18 protein-coding genes and 7 pseudogenes are annotated in these 22,909 nt (G+C 41.3%); 15 read left to right on the top strand and 10 right to left on the bottom strand.

What is annotated here, in order from left to right; genetic code table 11:
• The first annotated feature begins 282 nt into the window (after positions 1-282).
• The 3 genes and pseudogenes from RTJ53_RS08250 to RTJ53_RS08240 all read left to right on the top strand — a co-directional run bounded on the left by RTJ53_RS08250 (position 283) and on the right by RTJ53_RS08240 (position 2,210).
• Positions 283-873 (top strand): recombinase family protein, encoded by a 591-nt coding sequence (locus RTJ53_RS08250; RefSeq protein WP_058368781.1) that lies wholly within the window; start codon positions 283-285, stop codon positions 871-873.
• Between the two features lie 99 nt (positions 874-972).
• Positions 973-1,091, top strand: a pseudogene (locus RTJ53_RS08245) (hypothetical protein); the annotation flags it as partial.
• Positions 1,092-1,448: 357 nt separating this feature from the next.
• Positions 1,449-2,210, top strand: coding sequence for a substrate-binding domain-containing protein (locus RTJ53_RS08240; protein ID WP_058368377.1), 762 nt, complete (start codon positions 1,449-1,451; stop codon positions 2,208-2,210).
• A 124-nt stretch (positions 2,211-2,334) separates the two neighbouring features.
• On the opposite strand, the pseudogene RTJ53_RS08235 reads toward RTJ53_RS08240, so the two are convergent.
• A pseudogene (locus tag RTJ53_RS08235) lies at positions 2,335-2,499 on the bottom strand (glyoxalase III HchA); the annotation flags it as partial.
• A gap of 416 nt (positions 2,500-2,915) precedes the next feature.
• Between RTJ53_RS08235 and RTJ53_RS08230 the strand changes: the two are divergent.
• The 3 genes and pseudogenes from RTJ53_RS08230 to RTJ53_RS08220 all read left to right on the top strand — a co-directional run bounded on the left by RTJ53_RS08230 (position 2,916) and on the right by RTJ53_RS08220 (position 5,651).
• A complete protein-coding gene (locus RTJ53_RS08230) occupies positions 2,916-3,614 on the top strand; it encodes an IS4 family transposase (RefSeq protein ID WP_109592591.1) in 699 nt (232 codons plus the stop codon).
• A gap of 202 nt (positions 3,615-3,816) precedes the next feature.
• Positions 3,817-5,098, top strand: a pseudogene (locus tag RTJ53_RS08225) (IS256 family transposase).
• A 118-nt stretch (positions 5,099-5,216) separates the two neighbouring features.
• Positions 5,217-5,651, top strand: coding sequence for a COG4315 family predicted lipoprotein (locus RTJ53_RS08220; RefSeq protein WP_068037304.1), 435 nt, complete (start codon positions 5,217-5,219; stop codon positions 5,649-5,651).
• A gap of 104 nt (positions 5,652-5,755) precedes the next feature.
• Here the strand turns inward: RTJ53_RS08220 and RTJ53_RS08215 are convergent, their stop codons facing one another.
• A complete protein-coding gene (locus tag RTJ53_RS08215; protein ID WP_312276583.1) occupies positions 5,756-6,661 on the bottom strand; it encodes a GNAT family N-acetyltransferase in 906 nt (301 codons plus the stop codon).
• Between the two features lie 236 nt (positions 6,662-6,897).
• A complete protein-coding gene (locus tag RTJ53_RS08210) occupies positions 6,898-7,830 on the bottom strand; it encodes a LysR substrate-binding domain-containing protein (protein WP_068037308.1) in 933 nt (310 codons plus the stop codon).
• Between the two features lie 226 nt (positions 7,831-8,056).
• On the opposite strand from RTJ53_RS08210, the gene RTJ53_RS08205 reads away from it, so the two are divergent.
• Positions 8,057-9,139 (top strand): YeiH family protein, encoded by a 1,083-nt coding sequence (locus RTJ53_RS08205; protein WP_312276582.1) that lies wholly within the window; start codon positions 8,057-8,059, stop codon positions 9,137-9,139.
• A 55-nt stretch (positions 9,140-9,194) separates the two neighbouring features.
• Here RTJ53_RS08205 and RTJ53_RS08200 read toward each other — a convergent pair whose 3' ends face one another.
• Positions 9,195-10,076 (bottom strand): IS982 family transposase, encoded by an 882-nt coding sequence (locus tag RTJ53_RS08200; protein WP_312276031.1) that lies wholly within the window; start codon positions 10,074-10,076, stop codon positions 9,195-9,197.
• Between the two features lie 147 nt (positions 10,077-10,223).
• Between RTJ53_RS08200 and RTJ53_RS08195 the strand changes: the two genes are divergently transcribed.
• Together RTJ53_RS08195 and RTJ53_RS08190 are read left to right on the top strand one after the other, a co-directional pair.
• Positions 10,224-10,841: a DUF411 domain-containing protein gene (locus RTJ53_RS08195; protein ID WP_312276581.1), complete on the top strand. Its 618-nt coding sequence runs from the start codon at positions 10,224-10,226 to the stop codon at positions 10,839-10,841.
• A gap of 144 nt (positions 10,842-10,985) precedes the next feature.
• Positions 10,986-11,345: pseudogene (locus RTJ53_RS08190) on the top strand (IS982-like element IS1599 family transposase); the annotation flags it as partial.
• 21 nt (positions 11,346-11,366) lie between these two features.
• On the opposite strand, the pseudogene tnpC reads toward RTJ53_RS08190, so the two are convergent.
• The 3 genes and pseudogenes from tnpC to RTJ53_RS08175 form a co-directional block, all read right to left on the bottom strand.
• A pseudogene (gene tnpC, locus RTJ53_RS08185) lies at positions 11,367-12,983 on the bottom strand (IS66 family transposase); the annotation flags it as partial.
• 204 nt (positions 12,984-13,187) lie between these two features.
• Positions 13,188-13,559 carry an IS66 family insertion sequence element accessory protein TnpB gene (tnpB, locus tag RTJ53_RS08180; RefSeq protein ID WP_312276579.1) on the bottom strand — a complete coding sequence of 124 codons (372 nt, stop codon included), beginning with the start codon at positions 13,557-13,559 and terminating at the stop codon, positions 13,188-13,190.
• Complete coding sequence (locus tag RTJ53_RS08175; protein WP_100271173.1) at positions 13,556-13,966, bottom strand: transposase; 411 nt, start codon at positions 13,964-13,966, stop codon at positions 13,556-13,558. Before RTJ53_RS08175 ends, tnpB begins: the two co-directional genes overlap by 4 nt.
• Positions 13,967-14,057: 91 nt before the next feature.
• Between RTJ53_RS08175 and RTJ53_RS08170 the strand changes: the two are divergent.
• Positions 14,058-14,495, top strand: a pseudogene (locus tag RTJ53_RS08170) (Tn7-like element transposition protein TnsE); the annotation flags it as partial.
• Positions 14,496-14,536: 41 nt separating this feature from the next.
• Here RTJ53_RS08170 and RTJ53_RS08165 read toward each other — a convergent pair.
• A complete protein-coding gene (locus tag RTJ53_RS08165) occupies positions 14,537-15,469 on the bottom strand; it encodes a hypothetical protein (RefSeq protein ID WP_312276578.1) in 933 nt (310 codons plus the stop codon).
• A 174-nt stretch (positions 15,470-15,643) separates the two neighbouring features.
• Positions 15,644-16,811, bottom strand: a pseudogene (locus RTJ53_RS08160) (IS3 family transposase).
• A gap of 157 nt (positions 16,812-16,968) precedes the next feature.
• Here RTJ53_RS08160 and RTJ53_RS08155 point away from each other — a divergent pair.
• The 5 genes from RTJ53_RS08155 (at position 16,969) to RTJ53_RS08135 (ending at position 21,854) form a co-directional block, all read left to right on the top strand.
• Positions 16,969-18,534, top strand: coding sequence for an adenylate/guanylate cyclase domain-containing protein (locus RTJ53_RS08155; RefSeq protein WP_128681847.1), 1,566 nt, complete (start codon positions 16,969-16,971; stop codon positions 18,532-18,534).
• Positions 18,518-19,285 carry an E2 domain-containing protein gene (locus RTJ53_RS08150; RefSeq protein WP_128681849.1) on the top strand — a complete coding sequence of 256 codons (768 nt, stop codon included), beginning with the start codon at positions 18,518-18,520 and terminating at the stop codon, positions 19,283-19,285. Before RTJ53_RS08155 ends, RTJ53_RS08150 begins: the two co-directional genes overlap by 17 nt.
• A gap of 9 nt (positions 19,286-19,294) precedes the next feature.
• A complete protein-coding gene (locus tag RTJ53_RS08145; RefSeq protein WP_128681851.1) occupies positions 19,295-20,197 on the top strand; it encodes a TIR domain-containing protein in 903 nt (300 codons plus the stop codon).
• Between the two features lie 323 nt (positions 20,198-20,520).
• The gene (locus tag RTJ53_RS08140; protein ID WP_128681853.1) at positions 20,521-21,048 is read left to right on the top strand and encodes a hypothetical protein; all 528 of its coding nucleotides are present in this window, start codon (positions 20,521-20,523) and stop codon (positions 21,046-21,048) included.
• Between the two features lie 380 nt (positions 21,049-21,428).
• The gene (locus tag RTJ53_RS08135) at positions 21,429-21,854 is read left to right on the top strand and encodes a hypothetical protein (RefSeq protein ID WP_128681855.1); all 426 of its coding nucleotides are present in this window, start codon (positions 21,429-21,431) and stop codon (positions 21,852-21,854) included.
• Between the two features lie 58 nt (positions 21,855-21,912).
• Here the strand turns inward: RTJ53_RS08135 and RTJ53_RS08130 are convergent.
• The coding region (locus RTJ53_RS08130; RefSeq protein WP_312276577.1) for a YadA family autotransporter adhesin at positions 21,913-22,909 on the bottom strand (997 nt) is incomplete at its 5' end.

Genomic DNA, 22,909 nt, shown 5'->3' with positions numbered 1-22,909 from the left:
TGATCCAAAAGCTTACTGGATGTACACAACGAAGTACACTGCGATTACCTAAATAACTCAATATATCGATATCATTAGCCCACAGCCAAAGATTCAAGTCCTCACTAGGGGACCGAACCAGTGAAAGCGCCTGACAATCTACCATTAGACTATACCTAAAACATAAAACTTCTAAACGATAACTTAGCTATCATTAGACTTGTTTCTAAAATTAAATGATAGTAATATCTTGCTATTATCAATGAACATTAATTATTAAGTCTAAGTAATAGAGGTCGCGTTATGACCGTTCGTATTTATGTGAGAGCCAGCACTAAGGATCAAGACGCTAAGAGAGCCTTGTCTGACTTGATTACCTTTAGCCAAAGCTATAACGTTAAACATGTTGAGTACGTTGAGCATTTCAGTGGTACAAAGCTCGATAGGCCAGTATTAGCTAAGCTATTAAAAGACGCTGATCAAGGCGATATTCTGCTGGTTGAAAGCGTGGACAGATTAAGCAGGCTATCTCAAGATGATTTTGCAATTCTAAAGCAGCGCATCAAAGACAAGGGCTTGCGATTGGTGGTGGCTGATCTACCAACTACGCATACGGTAAGTAAAGGCATGACAGGTGAGATCCTAACAGTGATTAACCATATGCTGATCGACTTATTAGCAACGATGGCAAAGCTTGATAACGACAAGCGTAGAGAGCGTATCAAGCAGGGATTGGCTAACAGTGGCTATAAGCCCTCCGGTAAGAAGCCTAATACAACGAAACACAATCGTATTAGAGAATTAGACAGTCAAGGCAATATGACAAAAGAGGAGATCGCTAAGGCGGTTGGTGTTGGGGTAGCTACGGTTTATCGGGTGTTAAAGCAGGGCTAGACGACACTATGTCGGAGGGTCTCCAAACCCGGTACGGTTCACCTAGCAAACATTCGTTATTTTTTGGCCTTAACTAAACTTTGTGCGTAATGGTATTTTCTGGCTGACTTCTACTTTGAACGCATGTTACCGCGCACTCAAGGTCATGCTGAAGAATGGTCAATCCTTCAAAAACCATGACGTCATTGGCCGCTGAACACTTTAGCTTTGACTACTAATTAATAGTGTCAAAACGATAAAAAGAGCGCCGATGCACTCTTTTTATTCCTAGTCCGACCTTACAATTCAACTTCCCCCAGCAACTTAGCTGTCGCTCCAATTTTCTGGCCTCATCCTTAGACTTTGGCAAAAGCGTCCCCTACAGTTAAAAAGAGTTCACTACGCTCACTGATAGTTTCTTTAGAGTAAGTGCATTAAAAATTCCGTCATGTCTCTGTCTTTCTACAACTTAAATTTAAGTAAGAAAATCGCGCTAATATTTAAAAAACTCTTTAACAAAAAAAATAATATAAATATTTAAATACATCAGCAAAACAAATATTATCAACATTCACATATCAATAAAGGGAATAAAAATGTCAAAAAATTATAAGCTCAGCCACTATATCTTTCCGCTCATGCTGGGCTTTTTATCAATGAATGCTATAGCGGCAATTAATGTCTATGGTCCAGGTGGACCAGCACCAGCGATGCACGAAGCAGCGAAACAATTTAAAAATAAAACAGGGATTGATGTCCATGTAACCGCGGGCCCTACTTCACAATGGAGCGACAAAGCCAAGCTTGATGCCGACGTCATCTATAGTGGTTCGGAAGCCATGATGTCTGATTTCGAAAGCTTATTTGCCGACAAAATCGTAAAGGACTCGATTGAGCCTATTTACCTACGCCCTGCTGCCATTTTAGTCAGAAAAGGCAATCCCAAACATATTCAAGGATTTAAAGATCTAAGCAGGCCAAACACTAAAGTTTTGGTCACCCATGGCGCAGGCCAAGTCGGCATGTGGGAAGATATTGCAGGTAGAACGGGCAACATTCAGCTCACAAAATCCTTCCGTAAAAATATCGCCATGTATGCACCCAATACAGGCACAGCGAAAAAAGCATGGGAAACTGACAGCAGCTATGATGCATGGTTGGTGTTTAATATTTGGGGAGTCAGTAATCCAGACATTGGGCAAATTATCCCGATCGAACCTGAACTGGTGATTTACCGTGATGCAGGTGTTGCACTAACTCAACACAGTCTAAAAAATCCTGAAGCAAAAAGTTTTATTACGTTTTTAAGCTCTGCACAAGGCCATGCGATTTTTAAACAGTTTGGTTGGAACAAATGAGTGCTTAATTTTAATCTTTGATCCACATTCAAGATCAGTTTCCAAGCTTAAAAAATCGAACTTTTAACAAGCAAATTGGACATAAAAAAGAGCGCCACGGCGCTCTTGATTGAAGAAAATATAACTACTGAACCTCGGCCAAAAGCGTTTGTGCTGCCATTTTACCCAAGGTATTCGATGCCAAAGGACTATCTCCTGTAATTAACTTACGGTCTTGAATACACTGTCTCGACATCTCTTTATTAACCACTTCCACACCCAACTTTTCTAAGCGATCTGCCAGCAACCATAGTCAACATGAAAAAAACGAAAATCTCATGCAAGCCTTTGAAGCGATCCAAGCCAAATACGGCAAATCTAAAATTGCATTGAGTGGTTGTTATTTGCCAAATCGTGCTTGGAGTATGAGCTGAGATCGTTTGACGCAGAATTATTTTAGTTGGGATGGGTTACTTCGGGTGTAGCACCGCCCAGTTCAACATCAGTAAATTCATAAAGTTAGCAACACAATCCAAGAAATAAGAAATTTATCTCTGCACACGACAAAAAAACAAAAAAGTCTGTTAAAGCAAAGGCATAATAGTAATTTTTAAGACGAATAGACCATGCCAAACTTTAACAGACTTAGTGAAACTTTAACTCAAAACCTGAGTATGAACAAGGCAAGAATCACATGTTTGAGCCTAATGATAATAGCCCTGATTACTGCTCAAAGCAGTAATCTTAAAAAAAATAGCAAGACACCTTCCTAAGGGTGGCAAGACCGACAGTCACTATCGCAGACTACAGCGATTTTTTGCCGAAGCGAGGATAGACTACGATCAACTGGCTTTAATGATATATCGACTATTTGGGCTAGGCAAAGTCACCTTAACCATTGACCGCACCAACTGGAAATGGGGTAAAAGTAACCTCAACATCTTTATGCTAGGGGTGGTATATAAAGGGATAGCCATCCCCTTATACTGGCAAATGCTAGATAAGCGAGGTAATACAAACCATCTTGAACGCTGTGAACTTATTGAGCGGTTTATCAAACAATTTGGCAAAGATAACCTTGAGATGATAGTAGCAGACAGAGAGTTTGTTGGCGAAAAATGGTTTAACTGGCTCACCAATAATCACATACCCTTTGCCATACGGATTAAGAAGAACAGTAAAGTTAAGAATCATCATGGCAAGTTGGTACAGATTAAAGAGTTATTACGCCATGTTAGCCATCAAGAAACATATCGACATGGGCGAATACTGACTGTCGATGGTTGTTTGGTTCGAGTATTTGCCAAGCGTGATAAAGACTACGGTTTAGTGATTGTGGCCACCAATCAACTAGAAACAGTGGATGCGATGACAAGCTATGCTAAGCTAAGCGTTGGGAGATTGAGACTTTATTTGCTTGTCTAAAGGGCCGTGGCTTTAATCTTGAAGATACCCACTTAACCCATCTTGATCGGGTCAGTAAATTAGTCGCAGTGAACGCCTTAGCATTTTGTTGGGCTTATCATGTCGGTATTTATAAAGACAAAGATAAGCCGTTAAAGCGCAAGTTGGGGAGTTTCCCAAACTTTGTGTAACTGCTTATAATCCACTAACAGGAGAATAAGCAATGACTAACCAATCTGACATCAAGAAACTGGCTGAGCAAATGGCCAGCAGCATGAAAAGCTTCGATGACATCAAAGACTTTCAAAAGCAGCTCATGCAGTCCTTCATCGACACTGCCCTAGAAGCAGAAATGGAAGAGCATCTCGGCTACCCCAAGCATGAAAAGGCAGACAGGCCTAATAAGCGCAATGGGCACACTAAAAAGAGAGTCCGTAGCGACACAGGCGAGCTTGAGATCTCCACCCCAAGAGACCGCGACAGTAGCTTTGAGCCTGTACTTGTCAGTAAGCATCAAACCCGTATTTCAGGTCTTGATGATAAAATCATATTTCACTACAGGCATAGCCTTACGTCTTGCGCTTCGGGCAAGTGTCTCCCAGACACTTGCTGATCCTCGCTCATACGCCAAAGGTCAAACCACCACTGAGATCGTAGAGAGCATTAAAGAGCTCTACGATGTCGACATCTCAAGCTCTCTTGTCTCAAGAGTCACCGATAACATATTAGAGGACATCACCGCTTGGCAGAACCGGCCGCTGAGCAGTGTTTATCCTATCGTCTATTTAGACTGCATTGTCATTAAAGTACGTCAAGACAAGCAGATCATCAACAAGGCAATCTATCTGGCCTTAGGCGTTGCTCTTGATGGTAAAAAAGAGCTGCTTGGCATGTGGCTATCAGAGAACGAGGGCGCTAAATTCTGGCTTGGTGTTCTCACTGAGCTACAAAACCGCGGGGTTCAAGATATTCTTATTGCCTGTGTAGACGGCCTAAAAGGCTTCCCTGATGCCATTAATACGGTCTACCCTAACGCTCAGGTTCAGCTGTGTATCGTGCATATGGTGCGCTATTCGATGAAGTTCGTACCTTGGACGGACAAGAAGGCCGTAGCAGCTGATTTAAAGGCCATCTACGGTGCTGATACGCTTGAGATGGCAGAGGCCAACCTTGAGCACTTTGATGAAGTATGGGGCAAAGAGTACCCGCATGTCATCAAGTCTTGGCGTAATAACTGGGAGGGCTTAACGGTGTTCTTTGAGTACCCTAAAGACATCAGAAAAGTCATTTATACCACCAATGCGATAGAGTCGCTAAATAGTGTCATTCGAACAGCGGTGAATAAGCGTAAGGTGTTTCCCTCTGATCAAGCCGCCTTCAAGGTGGTCTATTTGGCAACTCAACAGGCATCGTCAAGGTGGTCGATGCCGATTCGTAACTGGACGGCGGCTCTTAATCGCTTTATAATTATGTTTGATGATCGTATCAGTAAGCATTTAATCTAAATGGCAGTTACACAGAATCTGGGATGGGCTCTTGCTGGTATCATTAATTTCGAGCTAAACCTATGACTTTTGCAAGAGGTCTACTGACTAATCATTTTCTAAGAATAAGGAAGTTACTATGAAGCGTATTATGATGTTATCTGCACTAAGTGGTGTTTTAGCGCTTACAGGCTGCTCGACAATGGATAAAGTATTTGGCACTAATATGTCAGGAATGAATGATAACCAGATGGTTAGTAGCAGCGCCGTACCAGTGACTAGTAGAAACGGTATGCTGGTTGATTCTACTAATTACATGACGCTATATACCTTTGACAAAGACACTGCCAATAAGTCGAACTGTACAGGTGATTGTTTAGCGGCTTGGCCAGCACTTACCGCCCCTAACAATGCCAAAAGCGTCGGTCAGTTCTCGACTTTTCAGCGTGATGACGGTACTTATCAGTGGGCTGCCAATAACATGCCGTTATACTTCTTTGTAAAAGACACTAAAGCTGGAGATGCAAACGGCGATAATGTAAAAGGCGTTTGGCATATTGTTCCAACTCAATAAAGCCCAATATATTGTAGAGACAAAAAACAGCAGCTATAACTAGTTATAGCTGGTGTTTTTTTATAGTGATACTGTCTGCAATAATACTTTTTAATACTACCTTATTAAGCAGGTCTGTTCGCCTCATCTTCAGAAGCAAGTGCTGCCTTTTTCCTATATAAAGGAAAGAAGTCAGAATTCAAATCTTCCTCGCTCAGACCAACCTTGGCTACCAATTCGGCATATTTCTCTGGGTTGACAATGAGTCTATAGGTTTTAAAATCAAACTCCTCAGAGGGGGAGCTAAAGCCTTTTTTATATTTGTATAGTGAGTTGAGGCTAGCACCAAGGCCACCGCCAAGGTGAAGTAATTTATAGTTATTTTCCCGCCCCCAGTCTCTTGCCACATGAGTAATCAGTTTAGCAGGCTGCAGTTTTCTATAATCGTCGAGCGTTCCTCCTAAATGATACTGCATAATCCCTGACTCCTCACAGGCAGTGTATAAAGAAGAAGCAATAGGCTTATCTTCTTGATAAGCCGTTATCAACAGCAATCTGCCTTGTAGGTTTTTAGACAAATTATAGTAATAATTGTCATCAAAAAAATAATAATCAGTGGCACCAACATTCGCCATCGTCTCTTCATAAATCTTTGAAAAGATTTTAGCGTTTTCTTCGTCCAACGCTTCAACCTTAGTAGTCACATCCATTTTCATTGCTTTTTTGATGCCACGGCGGTGCTGATTTTGAGTTTCTTGCCAGTATTCTTCTTCAGATTTAGTCAAATCAGAGGCTACTGTTAAGCCATGCTTTATTATTTTGCCAATAGCTGGGGGGCGCTCTCGTTCTTTGTTAATGATGGGATGCAGGCGCATAAACAAAGAGACACAGCCTTCTTCATAAAGAAAATCCTGAAGGCCTTTCAACATAATATCCAGCTCATCAGTGGTCACAGTGTCGTCAACCAGCGGACCGCCATACCCATAAGTAGAAGTGGCATCCCAGTACTTAGCGTCAATCTCTCTTATCATTAAAGGCAAATATATTTTTTTATTATTATAACCCCAGTTCGGGATAAGTGATTCATTAAGCTGCTGATAGTATTGATATTTTCTATTACTCTTGAAGACCAGCTAAGTCTTTGAAGACAGGCTTCTCTATAAACTACTGTCAAAAGCATGACTTTATAAGGTCAGATAATAATTATACAAATAGTATCAACAACTTAAGCACTGGCTTATCCTGAACTGGGGTTTTACTACTAAAATCAATCTTCTGTCAAAATATCAATAAAACTCTGCCAAATGGGGCTTTGATGACGCGCTTTATGCCACACCAGCCACCACGTGCGCGCTAAATCAATACCTGCTACTTTCACCTGCACCAGCTCTGCTTTATCCAATTCTGCTTGAATGACATACTGCGATAAGCAGCCAAGCCCAATATCGGCGCTGACCATATGCTTAATGGCTTCTGACTGCTGAATTGCCATGACAATCTCGGCATGCGGTAGATGCTGCAATAACTGCTCATCGATAATCTGCCGCGTCCCCGAACCCGCCTCTCGTACCAGTAATGGCAGCCTTGCCAATCGTTCAGCGCTGAGCTCATAGCATTTTTCTTTATGGTTATAGTCCATGTTTGCCAGCCATTTACTATGAGATTTAGCAAATACCATCAAGGTATCGGTCCGCCAAGCGCGCTGCTCAATGACTTTCATATCTGTCGGGCGCGGCATACCTTCTACAAGCGCAATATCGATATTTAATTGCTCAACCTCGCCGACCACTTCTTGGGTATTGGCAATATACATATCGATATGGGCATCGGGTAGCGCTTCGTACAATTTGGCAAGCAGCGGTGGCAATACATAATTACCGATAGTCGTGCTAGCACCAATATGAATCTGCCCTGCTTGATGCTTATGATAATGCTCAAGCGTTAAAGCTTGTCCCAAAATCGCTTGTGCCTGTATATAGATAGGATGGGCGTTTGGATGCTGATTGAGCCTGCGCCCGACGCGCTCAAATAGCGGCATTTGTAACCGCGCCTCCAGCTCAGTGAGTGCACTGCTGACCGCTGATTGCGATAAATGCAGCTCTTCACTGGCACGGCTGGTACTGCCAGTTTGATAAATACTGACAAACACTGATAATTGCTTGAGGGTAATCTTTGGTAATACCTGCATGGCTTTTTTCATAATTTCTCTGACACCCTATCTTATTGATACAACCTAAAAACCACCTGTTATTTTAAAAACCCTTTATTATCTAAAAAACCATCTTTTTAGCCCAAAGACTTTTATTAACCTAAAAAATCGATAGTTTTTATCTAATTAATCTGTTTTTATTATAGATTGGTCTGCCTTATAATGTCTATTCATAAGCTTATGCTTATTTCGATTATGGACAATAGGACACTTCGTCATGCACGCCTTAACTAAAACAGTGACCAACTACTTCCCAACCAATCGCCATTTCGCAGGTTTGATAGTGGTGTTTGTCGGTAGCTTATTTTGCTTATGGCTAAATACGAGCTTGGATGTCTGGAGTCACGGGCGCATTATAGGCTTGTCTTCGTTAACGCTAGCGATTTTGATCGGTATGATATTGGGCAATACCGTTTATTCTAGTTTCGCTGAGCAGCTACATGTGGGCGTGACATTTGCCAAAGGTCAAATACTGCGTCTCGCCATCATGTTTTATGGCTTTAAGCTGACCCTAACGCAAGTATCAAGTGTCGGACTGTCTGCGGTGATGAGCGATGCGTTGGTATTGACCTCGACTTTTTTAATCACTTATTGGTTAGGTACAAAATGGCTCAAAGTCGATAAACAAACGACGTTATTGATTGGTGCAGGCGCGAGTATTTGCGGGGCAGCAGCTGTTATCGCCGCAGAGCCAGTGATCAAGGCCGAAGCGCACAAAGTCACTATCGCTGTGGCTACGGTCGTGGTCTTTGGCACCATTGCGATGCTGCTTTATCCGTTTTTATACCATCTTGGTTGGTTGCAACCTTGGCTAAATGCTCAGCAGTACGGGATTTATACGGGTTCCACCATTCATGAAGTGGCGCAAGTCGTCGTCGCTGGTAACGCAGTCAGTCCCGAAGTGGGTGACACAGCGGTTGTCACCAAGATGATACGCGTCATGATGCTTGCCCCTTTTTTACTTATTTTATCGTTTGCCCTAACCAAAGGTAGCAGCGACAATGGCAAAAAACCATCGTTTATGAATCGCGTCCAACAAGTCAAAGTACCTTGGTTTGCCTTCATATTCATTGCCATCGTCTTACTGCACACTTGGGTGCCGATGACCGCAAGCTTTGAGCGTAGTATGGTCATGCTAGACGATGTGCTGCTCACCATGGCGATGTTTGCGCTGGGTCTAACCACGCATTTGGGCGCTATTAAACAAGCTGGCGTCAAACCATTGATACTTGGGGCGATTATGTTTACTTGGTTAATCGTTGGTGGCGGCTTGATCAATATTGGCATCGCTTCACTGTAAAAAAGCTATTTAACCCCAGTTCGGGATAAGCCACATTGTAACTCATTGATACTATTTACAATGTTACTACCCGTCCCTGCTGAGGCATGTTTTTGATGGTGGGCTTATAGGGAAACCAGCAATAAGCAATTAAACCTGACAGCAAGTTTGTGATAAACCCCGTGACACTACGATGGCGTGAGTGTTCGATTTGGCACAAGTTTTTAAGCTCTCCAAACACCGTTTCAACCAAAGAGCGATGATTGAGTAGTGCCTCATCCATCGGCTTGAGTAATTGGGGTTTCATATTACGCCGAAGTTTGGTTATCAACGTGGTATCACTGTGTTTTGTGAGCCACTCGTTTAGGGCTTTACTGATATAGCCTCTATCCCCAAACACCTTGCCAAACACAGGCGTTGCCATATCCTTAACAGGCACTCTGTCATCCGTATTGCCCGCAGTGACTTTAACAGATACAAGCTCGCCCTTATGATTGATAATGGCGTGCAGCTTAAAGCCATAGAACCAGCCCATACTACCTTTACCTCTTTGCGCCATACTCTCAAAGACTTTGTGACGGTAGATACGCTTGTTATGACAAACTGCTATCTTGGTTGAATCAATATAGCTGATACCCGTACAGTCGCCCATCATGCTTTGCAAGTAGCTGCACAGTGGTATGATACTGCGCGGCACAAGCTCTATAAATCGCGAGTAGCTCGGCAGATTTGGAAACTCCCGTTTCATCATGCCAAGCATGTGATGGTAGTAAAACGCCTTAAACTGTCGATACCGCAGTTGATGAAACAGTACCAAGATGGTCATCATCTCTGCTACACTTATCTGGCATGCTCTTAACCTTTGGTGTCCCGTTGCGATTAAATGAGCGTCAAACTCAGGTTTGAATTGCTGATAAAAGTCGTCAATATGGCAGTATAGTTCGGTTAGGTTGTCCATGTAAGAAGTCCTTGTTGTGAAGTTTGTCTTGGTAAACTTACTTTAGCAACTTTGGACTTCTTTTTTTATCTTTTTTTTGAGCGCTTATCCCGAATTGGGGTTAAATATCAAATGCAACAATAAACAATAAATGACGAGAGGGTATGTATGAAACCTGATAACCATAACTTAACTTTTAAGCAGCATAAATTGTTTGGTGCGCTTATCCTACTGACAGTGACATCGTCGTTATTTGCTTGTAGCGAAACCAATACCACTGCTGCAACCACAGCGACTGTAGAGACGGCAACAGACAGCCAGAATTCAAAAGTCCAAACGCCTAAAACGGTGACTCCGAGCGCTAGCAGTAACAGTGATGCGCTGAGAAACGTCTCTGCGACGGTTTATAAAGATGCCAATTGTGGCTGCTGTAAAGAGTGGATTAGCCATGCCGAAGATCATGGTATGACCGCTGAGGGGCAAGATGTTGCCGACTTAGCGGTATTTAAACAGCGCTACGGCGTCCCTAATAATATGCGCTCTTGTCACACCACGGTCACGAGTGATGGTTATGTGTTTGAAGGCCATGTACCCGCTAAGCATGTTGCAGAGTTTTTAGCAAACCCGCCAAGCGACGCCATTGGCCTTGCCGTACCCGGTATGCCAATGGGTAGCCCCGGGATGGAGTACCAAAATAAATTTTCACCTTATCAAGTGATGCAAATCAACAAAGACGGTAGCACAGCGGTATATGCTGAGGTTGATAGCGCCAATGCCCAGTTATAGCTGAAAAGGATGATTTTTACTGTCCATCGCTAACTTATTAATAACCCCAGTTCGGGATAAGCGCTCAAAAAAAAGATAAAAAAAGAAGTCCGAAGTTGCTAAAGTAAGTTTACCAAGACAAACTTCACAACAAGGACTTCTTACATGGACAACCTAACCGAACTATACTGCCATATTGACGACTTTTATCAGCAATTCAAACCTGAGTTTGACGCTCATTTAATCGCAACGGGACACCAAAGGTTAAGAGCATGCCAGATAAGTGTAGCAGAGATGATGACCATCTTGGTACTGTTTCATCAACTGCGGTATCGACAGTTTAAGGCGTTTTACTACCATCACATGCTTGGCATGATGAAACGGGAGTTTCCAAATCTGCCGAGCTACTCGCGATTTATAGAGCTTGTGCCGCGCAGTATCATACCACTGTGCAGCTACTTGCAAAGCATGATGGGCGACTGTACGGGTATCAGCTATATTGATTCAACCAAGATAGCAGTTTGTCAGTAAGCATCCGACCAACCCCTATTGCATTTTCCAAACATGAGGCAGGAGCTCATCAATATCCTTATCTTTATGGGTAGGCAGACGTCTTAGCACATCCGCCAAATACGCATACGGGTCAATACCATTTAACCTTGCAGACTGGATAAGCGACATAATACTAGCCGCCCGCTGACCGCTCTCAAGCGACCCTGCGAACAACCAATTCTTACGCCCGAGCGCCCAAGGACGCATCTGATTCTCTGCCCAATTATTATCAATCGGCAAATTACCATCATCCAAATAACGTGTCAGAGCCTGCCACCTTTTTAAACAATACTCAATTGCCTTGGTAATATCAGCATTCTTAGTTGTACCTAAGCGTTTCTGTTGTAACCACGCATACAGCCTATCCGCAATTGGCTTTGCCTTCTGTTGCCTGATTTGTCTAACGATTTGGGCATCTCTGGGCATTGGTGATTGGTTTTTCTCAAACCGCTCATCAATCTCACGCTCAACGGCATACAGCGATTGAAACAGTTCTAGTGCCTCAATACTAATAAGACTCTGCCCTGTCACATGAAGCTCATGAAACTTACGCCTAGCATGGGCCATACAACCCACTTCAATCACCCCTCGCCCAAATAATGGCTTGTAGCCGTTATAGCCATCACAGACCAGTTTTCCCTTAAAGCCTTGTAGAAAAGTATTAGGATACTCACTACCCCGACCTTGGGCAAAATCATACACCACCGCCTTGATTGGGCTGTGCTTTGGGGTCACATACGCCCACACATAGCCTTGCTTTAACTTGCCTTTCACGTCTTTGATACCGTAAGCGTTTAAAATCTTCACAGGGGTCTCATCGGCATGCACAATTGGCTGAATAAGCATGAGTTTAATTAACCGATTAACTAAAAACCTAAGCTGCACCCCACAGCGTCCCACCCAATCTGCCAAGGTTGAATCGGATAAATATACCCCACTACGCTGATAAATCAGGCTTTGGCGGTATAAAGGCAGATGGTCAGCGTATTTACTGATTAAGATGTGAGCGAGTAGCTCAGGCGTGGCAATGCTTTTATCGATGATTTGAGGCTCGGTTTTGGCTTGAACCAACCGCTCACGGTTACACGCAGCATTACGGCAGGTGTATTTGGGATAAACATGACGCTCTCGGTAAAACTGCTTTGGCTTAAAGCCAAGTTTGTCTTGAACATCCTGGCCAATTTGCGTCATTTGACAGCCACACTCACAGGTAATTGACGGTGGTTCGTGGATGATGGTTGTTATGTCGAGATTATCAGGGATAACGAGGCGTTTTTGTCGTTTGGGCTGAGTCAGTTTTTCTGGTTGTATAGCTTTTTCTTGCGTATCAATCGGCTTGCTAGCAGGCAGTTTGGCTCGCTCGTCATCGCTAAGATTGGCTAAGAAGTTGTCATGGGCTTGTTCAAGTAAGGCTAGGTCTTCTAGGGCGGTTTCTTGGTTTAGGTGGTCTTGTTTGGGCGTTAAGCCTTCGCTTTTTTGCCCAAACAGCCGATGGATAAGACGTTGCTGTTTAGCGATTTCTTCAACGAGTGCTTGGTTAATGCGAGCAAGCTTAGCTTCGTATTGCTGCCTTTGAGCGTCCATTTGTTGTTGGTATTGCTGTTTGAGTTGCGCTGCTTGCTGTTAGTAATGTTGTTTTTGTGCGTCAAGCTGCTGTTGAAGCCGAGCGTTTTGGGCTAATAAATCAGCATAGCTTGGCGCAATTGGGTCGGATGGGTGGGCGGTGGTCATGGCATGAGTTTGCCATAACCGCCCTGCATTGTCAGTAAATAGGTGGTGATAGTTGAGATTTAGCGGCTTTATGATAAAGGCAGGTTAGGTCAGCGGCGTGAGTATGTCTTTGCCTAGGTTGTGCCAAGGCAAACCACTAATCAGGGCATTGAATTGTTCATGGCTGATGGTGAGTCCTGTGGTTGGGTTGGGTGGACTGTGATGTCGCATGAGGCGTTCGCCAAGTCCGTGAAATCTGCCATCATCCAGTGTTCGGGTGCATAGCCAAATGCCCAGTCCGTCATGGATGAGTATTTTTAGCCGGGTGCCTGTTTTGTTGTAAAATAGGTAGGCACAGTGTGGGCGGATGCCTGGGTGGTGCTGTAGGATGAAGGCGAGTAGTTTATTACTGCCACACCGCATGTCCATGGGGGTGGTGGATAGCCAAATTTGTTGGGGGTTGATAAGGGGGTTCATTGTAGCCCCCGCAGTAGTTCGAGTAGGCTGTGTGTGTCGATTTGGTCGATAGTGAGTTTTATGGGCATTGCATTGTGGCTGGGAATTTGTAGTTCTATACCTGTCAGGACTGATGACCTAGATGTGATGAAATCGGTGATTTGCTCATGGTTTGGTTTTGGCTGTAAACTGACAGGGATGAATGTTGGTGTATTGCGGTAAGCGTCATTGTCAATAAGTGCGGGTATTTGGTCGGTTTGGGCTTGTTTGGCTTTTTGTTCTCGTTTCCAGTTGTGCAATAGGTTCTGGTTGATGCCGTTGTCTCTGGCTATGCTGGCAATAGACCGTCCTGAGCTTATCGCTTCTTGGACTAGAAATTCTTTGAATTCGTCACTGTAGGTCTTGCGTCTGGGTTTGTTGGTTGCCATGTTAATGTCCATTTACTGAAAATCATGGACATTATCTCGCTTTAGTTTACGGTGAAATAGGTGGGATGGTCGGGGGCTTACATTTGAAGCCTTTAAGCTACTAATCAAGAGGTTATCAGAACAACCTGGTATTGACTGTACTGAAGAGCTACATTTTTTACCTGCTGTCGGGCGCTCTAGGCTACATACAACGATGGACGGCAATAGACGGTCTTTACTTGAAGTAAGAGTCAAAACTGACACTTCTCATTTCGTCATTTTGGAGATAGATACTACTGACAACTATAAGCCAATATCGACCTTAATAATAAAAACCAATGATTTAGATTACTGGAACGATCATATGGATGAGTTTTTGAGCTCGGTTGTTAAGAGATCACTGCGTTGGCCTAATGCTAGTTATTTAAAAAAGTTTGACGATGTGCATACCTTGAATCATCCTAAAGGTATGCTCGAACTTACTGAAAGTAGTGACGATTTTATACGATGGCAAAAGCGATTGGATACGGCTCTAGGTTTGGCTGAGTGATTGACCTTTGAAGACCATCCCAAGATCGGTGTAATCATCCTTTACCATGATGTGAAGTTAGTAATATCTGACATCCTTTGTAGTGTTACATTATTACCTAATTCTTTATCCCAAAAGTCTTGCCTCTGTTGAGTAGTGAAAGAATCACCGCTCCACTCGATAATTTTTTTATTTTTTGAATTAGCATGGATTTTCAAAACATTATTCAAGTGTGTATCGCATCCTGAATAGCCAAATAAAATAATTTCATCCACCTCACTTAATGCAAGAATCATGTAATTCCAATATGTTGATAAGATTGCAGAAGCGGTAATCACATTAGGTTTATGGGGAATATGCGTTAATACTACATGTCTACTACTAAAGATATTTGATGTCGAAATCTGTGAAGTTTGTAATTTATACGTTATATTATTTATATCTTTAAATAATGGGCTGCCATGCAAATGCATATAATACCCAAAGCTTCTACCGTATTTACGAGCTAAATTTGAGCTGTCAAAACCTGAACTGGTAAACCCATCAACTAATTGTCCAGAAAATCCACTACAAATATTTGCATCAATAAATGCTTCGTATAGTAACTTATCATAATTTAATGTTGCTACATGAGATTTAGTAGTTCTAATAAAATCAATCAAGGCGTCTTTAAATGATGCGGGTAAAGAGCTTTTATAGTCAAATAAATGTGAAGAAACAGTGTGGACATATTCTTGGACAGCGTTAGTAAACTCATGACCATAATCAGATAGCCAGTGCTCTCCAGTATTTGTATTAGGAATATCATCAAGATAATCACACGAAGTTGATACTAAATACAATTTATCTAAATCCTCTTCTGAAACAGGACACTGATTTGAAGGTATACAGTTTTGAATGAGGTCACGATGGATTGTATCGCTCCATAAGCTATCGTCTGTCCAAACAGTATTTAGTGCATTTGTTAATGAAAAATGACTATGATCGATTGCCATCCCTAGGCCATTGCCAAAAATTATAAGTTTACGTAACATTGTATTTATATCTTCCAATTTTAAAATAAATTATTTTAAACAATTCAGGTTAAGTCGTTACTTTGAATAGCCACCAAAATTCTAGACACACATAACCATCTGTTGATGGTTTTTCTCATACTCTAACGGAGAACGTTAACCAATAGAACCATGTCTGCGTTTAGAATTATAAAACATCTCAATATACTCAAAAATATCTGATTTAGCTTCATCTCTTGGAAGATATATTTTCTTTTTGATTCTCTCACGCTTTAGCAACTGAAAGAAGCTTTCAGCAACCGCATTATCATGGCAGTTGCCTCGTCTGCTCATACTGCTTTCAAGATTATGATGCTTAAGAAATGTTTGCCATTCATGACTAGTGTACTGACTACCTTGGTCAGAATGGATCAGCACTTTATTCTTCGGATGTCTACGAAGCAAAGCCATCAATAATGCGTCTAAAACTAAATCTGTTGTAATTCTGGATTTCATAGACCAGCCAACCACAAGACGTGAAAACAGATCAATCACTACTGCAAGATATAGCCGTGCCTCATGGGTACGAATATAAGTGATATCAGTCACCTGAGAAACACTGTTTCGCAAGGGTTCGGCTGCGTTAGGTTAAACTGTCGGGCTAATGTGTTTGCGGCAATAACAGATGGTGTACTTGCCTGAGATCTGGGTTTGCGATAGCCACGCTGTGATTTAAGACCATTTGCTTTCATCAGTCGATGTACACGATTGACACCACAACCTTCACCGACATCTTTTAAATCACAGTGAATCTTACGATAACCATAGACGCCACCAGATTCTAGCCAAAATTGTTTAATTAATCTTGATAGGTGTTGTCGCTTTCTGGCAGTTCTACTGATAGGTTGCTTTAACCATGCGTGATAGCCACTGTGATGAACATCTAAAGTAGAACATAGGCGACGAATAGACCATATGTGTTGGTTGTCCTGAATAAAGGCGCACCTCATTTGGACTGACTTGCGAAGTACACCGCGGCCCCCACTCGAGCATAGCTCTCGCCTTGCGTCGGGGCGAAGCAGTGCTTCGCTTATCCCTCCTCATTTAAGATATCCCTTTCTTCTGTAACCCGTTGCAGCTCTTTTTTTAGCCTAGCAAGTTCGGCAGTTGAATCCTTGTCTTTGGTTGCCTTGGACTGCCCTTGATCGTATCTTTTAATCCAAGCATAAAGGCTATGGGTGGTCGTACCTAAACGTGTAGCTACTTCTGCTACACTATAGCCTTTCTCTGTGACTTGTTTGACTGCTTCGATTTTGAATTCTTCAGGGTATCGTTTACCGCTCATAATCACCTCATAAATTAGTCATTTTATTTAACTTTAAGGTGTCTACAAAATAGGTGGCTATTCAGCTCAAGTAAAAAGTATATTCTTTCTATATTGAAAATTTGCTTCATTGCAACCATATATATTACTAATCGAATATTTAAAATAAGGATATAAAATGCATTACATTTGGGATGTAGATAGAGCGGAAAGTCATATAGATAAGCTATGTGACTCAGTAGAAGATGTTGAAATAGCGAATTATACTCGTAAGATGGATTTGGATAATATACCTGTCAACAAAGCCTATGAAATGGATGCTGTTCATATCTATGTTGATATTTTAAATCTTGAAGACCTATTGGCTAAAGATGGTGATGAGAATGAAACTTCACACAAAAGGGCTATTAGATTCTTCGATTCACATTTTAGAACCATCAGATATATATTGGATGAGTCCGAGTCTTTATTTGTAGACTTCCATAATCAGCGCCTACATGCAGTCGTCACAAAGCCTTATGATAATGAGAAAGAGCGCTTAGATAGAGCGGTTGCCCTTAGTGATTTAATTATTGATGCTGTCGCTCAGCAGAAAAAAGATAGTAACGATAATCAGATCGATGCAGCGACGATCAGAGTAGGTATCGATTCTGGTATCGCTTTAGCTGTCAATAATGGCCGAGCCAAAAATAAAGAGCCTTTGTTTTTAGGCAACCCTGCCAATCATGCTGCAAAACATGCTGCAGGTGATAAAGAAGGGATTTACCTCACTGCTAATGCAAGGGATGCTCTTGAACTATCCAAAGTAAGTGCAGACAAAACCAAGATAACAAAGTTAACTTCTGATGAGATCAAATTATCAGTTGAGCGCACAACGCTACCGAATGGTTTGTCACTTGAGAGTGTTAATGAGAACGCGCCTGAGCCTAAACTATTAAAAGATTTTCAGTTCTCGCGGGCAGCATCACCTTTAGAAGATTTTGACTTTAATAAGTACTACTATAAGACGGCTAAAAGACAAGAACTGGTTTCTTTGTATGCCGATATTGATGGATTTACAAACTATGTAAACGTTAATATGGATTCAGAGCAAGGTAAAAAGAACATTGTCCGCTGTTTGCACGTAATCAGATCAGAGATGGATGATTGCATCAATACTGACTTTAAAGGTAAGCGGGTTCGTTTTATTGGCGACTGTATGCATGCAATTATTTGCGAAGGTAGTAATAAAGAGACAGATAGACTAAAGACAGTGGAAGTTGGCACTGAGGCATCAGGCGGTATTAGAAGTAGCTTTAACCTATCACTAGAAAAGCTTAACGAGAGATTTGGTATTCAAACCGATGATTTGGGTTTGGCGATCGGTTATGAGCTGGGTGATGTATCTAATCTTAGAGTTGGTCAAGAGGGCGTAGATAATAGTACGCGTTTTTCATTAGGGATATCTACGATAGCCTCCGAAAAAGAACAAATGCAGTGCGAACACGAAACAGAGACGCGCATTGGTAAAACGGCATTTGGAGTCTTAGAAGGCTCTAAATATGAAGATTTATTTTCTGATAGATCAGCTATAGACATAACCTTTGAGCGTATTGAAGAGGTTGATAATGAAGCGATAGAAGAAGATACCGCTAAAAACGAAAGCTCAATGTACGACGATATCTCTTCTTCTGTACCGGCTCCATCGGATGAAGAGTTTACACCATCACGACCTGCGTTTAAGCCTCATGCCCAGTTTAAATGAGCTTGAGCAGTATCTTAATGCTGCTGGTATAGCCTCCAAAAAAGACAATGCATCCACTCTGTGTTTTGTATTGAATGTACCGATGACTAGCGGTAAAAGAAAGGCTTTTGAGCTAACAGCCACTCAATCTGATTCTGGATTGTTGATTAAAGAGAGCGGCGGTTTTTTGCCAAATTTCTGTCCTAACAGACATATAAATATGGGTGGTTACTTTTGCTTGGGGTTTGAAATAGAGGGGTTGCCGATAGATGATTGGGTTTCTTATATTAAAGACTACTTAAGAGCTCAAGATTATGTAAATAAACATAGAAAATGGCCAAAGCAGGTTAAAGAGTGGAGCCATGGAAATGCAGCATACTATCAACAGCTTGTTGAGGGTGACTTGCTTAAGCTGAGAGAAAATAACGTCAACATCGACTTTAAAAAGATTGAGCTTAGAGAAATTAGTCCTGCTAAATGCTATCCGAATCAATCATATTACCATTTATATTATGACTCAAAACTTGTCGCTACGGGTATTGAGAATAAAGTACTTAACAAGAGATCTACCTGTATTTGCATCACAGACGGTAGTGCAAAGCGTAAGCATAAAACAGTTGGTGGTTGTAAAAATGAGTGCTCAAAGACGTTGTACCAAATACCTTTTAATGAAAAAAAGAGGATTTTGGAAGATAATAAATTTTGGGAGCATTTCAAAGGTCAAAAGTGTTGTATGACTATGAATGACTGTAAATTAAACAATAATACATAGGGAGCTACTATGTCACTTTTATCAAAATTTAAAGGTAAAGATCAAGCTGTCGTAAACGAGCTATTAAAACAAAAGCTGGTTAACGGAAATAAGGAATTTGCGTCTGCTATTGCACAAAAGGGTGAGATCGTGGGCTTTGGGCCAGGTGATAATATCATCACCCAAGGGGAGCATGACCAAGATGTTTACTTCATAATTGCAGGTGAAGCCAACGTGATCATTAATGGTTCAGAATTATATTCTCGGGGACCAGGTATCAGTATTGGTGAAATGGCAGCAATAAACCCTTCAAGACCAAGGTCGGCAACGCTTATTGCCACCCAAGAAACTGTCACTGTGAAGGTCGATGTTGATTCGTTTATTGAATTACTAGGAATTTACCCAGAAGCTTACAAATTCATATCAATCGATTTGGCTGATAGGCTCGAGCAGAGAAACGATTTAATAAAAGCATGCAATCCAACACCCCGGTTGTTTATCGTCAGCACCGTTGAAGCCTTAACTGTAGCTGAAGATATAAAGCTTAATTTAGATCATGCAGATATAGATGTGACGCTTTGGAGCCAACCAGATACTTTTCAAGCTGGTTCTTATACATTAGAATCTCTAGAGAAAGCCATTAAAAGCCATGACTTTGGCTTGGCTATTATGAGTGCTGATGATATTGTTATATCAAGAAAGGTAGAGTTAGCTGCACCGCGTGACAATGTTATATTCGAATTGGGTCTATTTATGGGTTCTTTAGGCAGAGAACGTACATTAATAGCTTTTCCAAGGGGGCATGAATCTAAACTTGCAAGTGATTTACAGGGTTTGACACCGTTAACCTACAAAGACACACCTGATAAGATTGATACAAGAAATTTAGCAACACAACTGGTTAAAATTATTAAAGAGAAAGGAGTTAAGTAGGTTTTGTTCAAATTATTTATTTAGGAAACGATAAATAATAAGTTCTTTTGGCATCAAACTATAAATATTAAATTTCAAAAGACCAGTATGATACTTTATTACTCGTAAAAACACTAAGGTAGTGTATTATTGCTTCTCAGTATGACACTTTATTATTTTCTGTACAGAGTATCGTATAATAAAATCAATAACTTATGAGTCTTTTAGTATGATACTTTATTACTCACTGACAATAGGTAGGTTAGTGCCATAGTTGTTCACTGAACGTTCTGGACAGTTGTACTGTACAGTCTTTAAAAACGTACTTGAACACTAGGTGAATAATGAACATATCGGTGACAAAAGCGGCAAAGGAATGGGGTGTATCAAGAACCACGATCTATCAGAAAGTCAATGATGGTGAGCTTTCCAGAACATCAGATAAGAAAATAGACGTTTCAGAAATGTTGCGCGTGTTTGGTGAGCCAATTTCTAAAAAACGTACTGAACGTTCAGTGGACACTGTTCAAAGTACACCACTGAACAGTCAAAGTGTTCAGTACAATACAGACATTGAACACCTATTAGCGCTTGAAAAGCTCAAAAACGAACACCTCAGCCAACAGGTAATCGATCAAAAGAAGTTAATTGAAAATTATCAGCAGCAGATAGTACAGCTGAACAAAACGCTGGATAAAGCCAACGCCAGTATCCAGGATTTCGCACAAGTAAGACTGCTAGAGTTTAAGCAAGCTGAAATGAGCGATGAGCCGCCACTTAAACCAGAGCAAGAGCAAGAAAAAAAAGACGATTCAATCGTCGCGACGGCTAAGAAGAAAAAACGGTGGGAGATTGCAAATTTTTTTGTGTAAACCTATCAAGGTAGCCTAAAATAGCATCCTACTAAATAACAAACAAATATTCTATATTAGGGCGTGTCCCTAATTCGGAACAAAGTATTTTTAATGGCCTAAAATGCCTAAATCTGGCAAAACTGCGTTGAATTGTTTGACAATATTTCAATATTATCTGCACAATTTGCCTTGTTTTGCTAGCGATTTAGTCTATTTTTAGCCTCATTATCCAAATAGGGACACACCCTAGTGATACCCTGAAAGAACGTTAAAAGCCTCTTATTTAAATGATTTGAATGACGTAAAATATATTTAAACAGCTTTAAACTAATTTTTTAAGCTGGCAAGCTATTTTGTTATGGTTATAGCAATCAATTAACAAGATTAAAAGGAAATGTATGAAGCGTCTAGCTAAAAGTTTAAATTTTTTGAGTAATTTTACGGATAATTTTGTCGCTGAGACAACAGCAGTATATTGCATTATTGAACCGGATGCTTTTGGGGTAAAAACACACAAAGAATTGGCAAGGTTATTTTCAAAGCATTATGATGTGATTATGAAGCATAGAAATTCTGAAATAGAGGATTTTGTTAGTAATAGACCTAATGATATCGTTCGTGAATTGGTTAATGAAGCCATTAACTTATTTTTCTCAGTGATTACATTGCTTTCGGGCCAGCGACGAAATGCAAGTGAGCCTGTAGTTTTCTACGAGCCTTTAGTGAAAGATGGTAAATTTGTTGAAGATAGAATGCAAATAGTTAATAGAGTTTCGCTCATGAAAGACGTCATTAAAGACCTAACCATAGAGTTCCCACTATGATGAAAACAATAAAAAACCGTTCAAATTTTGAACGGTTTTTTTGTTGATTGGCCAGGTTTTAATTAAAGTTATAACTTGCACCCATACCAAAGGTGTTGTTACCGCCTTTACTAAACGCCGCACCTACTTTGATGGAAATTACGTTGTTGGAGTCCGTCATAAGTGAGCCAGTATAACCCAACGATACAGCATCCTCGCCATTAAAATGACCTGTACCAAAACCGACTGCATGCTTACCTACTTGTGCAGCTGGAATTGATGACAGTGCAACGGCACCAGCAATACCTGCGCTCATGCTATGTTCAAGGTTGTTCATTTGATAACCTAAACTTTGTAGTGCGTTATCATGGCGTTTTAAGGTTTCATTCTGCAAATTATCCATTGCATCTAAGCGAGTGATTTCACGACGCAGTTGACGAACATTTACCGCGTCAGTGGCTTGGAAACCTTCTGCGACATTAATAATTGTACGTTCTTCACCTTTGGCACCAACTGAAACCACATTGTCGCGTTGAGCTGTAGAACCTGCACCTATAGCAACAGAATTATTACCGGTGGTTACAGCACCTTTACCAAGCGCAATAGCATCTTCACCTCTAGCAGTAGATTTATGACCGACTGCAATAGCACCATTATTATCGGCCAGGGCATCTTTACCAATAGCGATACCACCCATGCCATTTGAAGTTGCACCATTACCCACGACTGTAGAATTGTCTTTGGTTGCCGTGGCGTTATTACCTACGATTGTACTGCCATTAGTATTGTTACCGTTTGCATTGTTGCCTAACGTAGTAGTTCCACTTGCTACAGTGTTCGTATTTCCGCCCAATACATTATTAATAATAGTCGTATGGGCGTTAATAATATTATCCTGCTGAACGTTTTTGTCGTCGAGGCGAATTACCTCAGTGGTCACACGCTCATTGGTCGCTACATTCTTAGCATCGGCATCTGCTTTATTGGCAGCAATCAGATTGTCCTGCTGAACGTTTTTGTTGTCGAGGCGAATTACCTCAGTGGTCACACGCTCATTGGTCGCTACATTCTTAGCA

The organism is Moraxella sp. CTOTU46711 (genome assembly GCF_031975715.1).
Lineage (GTDB): Bacteria > Pseudomonadota > Gammaproteobacteria > Pseudomonadales > Moraxellaceae > Faucicola.
This window is presented reverse-complemented; position numbering and strand designations above follow the sequence as displayed.

Bases quoted from the DNA above. Each gene is read 5' to 3' on its own strand.
- RTJ53_RS08250 (WP_058368781.1), top strand. From the start codon at position 283: ATGACCGTTCGTATTTATGTGAGAGCCAGCACTAAGGATCAAGACGCT.
- RTJ53_RS08240 (WP_058368377.1), top strand. From the start codon at position 1,449: ATGTCAAAAAATTATAAGCTCAGCCACTATATCTTTCCGCTCATGCTG.
- RTJ53_RS08220 (WP_068037304.1), top strand. From the start codon at position 5,217: ATGAAGCGTATTATGATGTTATCTGCACTAAGTGGTGTTTTAGCGCTT.
- RTJ53_RS08215 (WP_312276583.1), bottom strand. From the start codon at position 6,661: ATGATAAGAGAGATTGACGCTAAGTACTGGGATGCCACTTCTACTTAT.
- RTJ53_RS08210 (WP_068037308.1), bottom strand. From the start codon at position 7,830: ATGAAAAAAGCCATGCAGGTATTACCAAAGATTACCCTCAAGCAATTA.
- RTJ53_RS08205 (WP_312276582.1), top strand. From the start codon at position 8,057: ATGCACGCCTTAACTAAAACAGTGACCAACTACTTCCCAACCAATCGC.
- RTJ53_RS08200 (WP_312276031.1), bottom strand. From the start codon at position 10,076: ATGGACAACCTAACCGAACTATACTGCCATATTGACGACTTTTATCAG.
- RTJ53_RS08195 (WP_312276581.1), top strand. From the start codon at position 10,224: ATGAAACCTGATAACCATAACTTAACTTTTAAGCAGCATAAATTGTTT.
- tnpB (WP_312276579.1), bottom strand. From the start codon at position 13,559: ATGAACCCCCTTATCAACCCCCAACAAATTTGGCTATCCACCACCCCC.
- RTJ53_RS08175 (WP_100271173.1), bottom strand. From the start codon at position 13,966: ATGGCAACCAACAAACCCAGACGCAAGACCTACAGTGACGAATTCAAA.
- RTJ53_RS08165 (WP_312276578.1), bottom strand. From the start codon at position 15,469: ATGGCAATCGATCATAGTCATTTTTCATTAACAAATGCACTAAATACT.
- RTJ53_RS08155 (WP_128681847.1), top strand. From the start codon at position 16,969: ATGCATTACATTTGGGATGTAGATAGAGCGGAAAGTCATATAGATAAG.
- RTJ53_RS08150 (WP_128681849.1), top strand. From the start codon at position 18,518: ATGCCCAGTTTAAATGAGCTTGAGCAGTATCTTAATGCTGCTGGTATA.
- RTJ53_RS08145 (WP_128681851.1), top strand. From the start codon at position 19,295: ATGTCACTTTTATCAAAATTTAAAGGTAAAGATCAAGCTGTCGTAAAC.
- RTJ53_RS08140 (WP_128681853.1), top strand. From the start codon at position 20,521: ATGAACATATCGGTGACAAAAGCGGCAAAGGAATGGGGTGTATCAAGA.
- RTJ53_RS08135 (WP_128681855.1), top strand. From the start codon at position 21,429: ATGAAGCGTCTAGCTAAAAGTTTAAATTTTTTGAGTAATTTTACGGAT.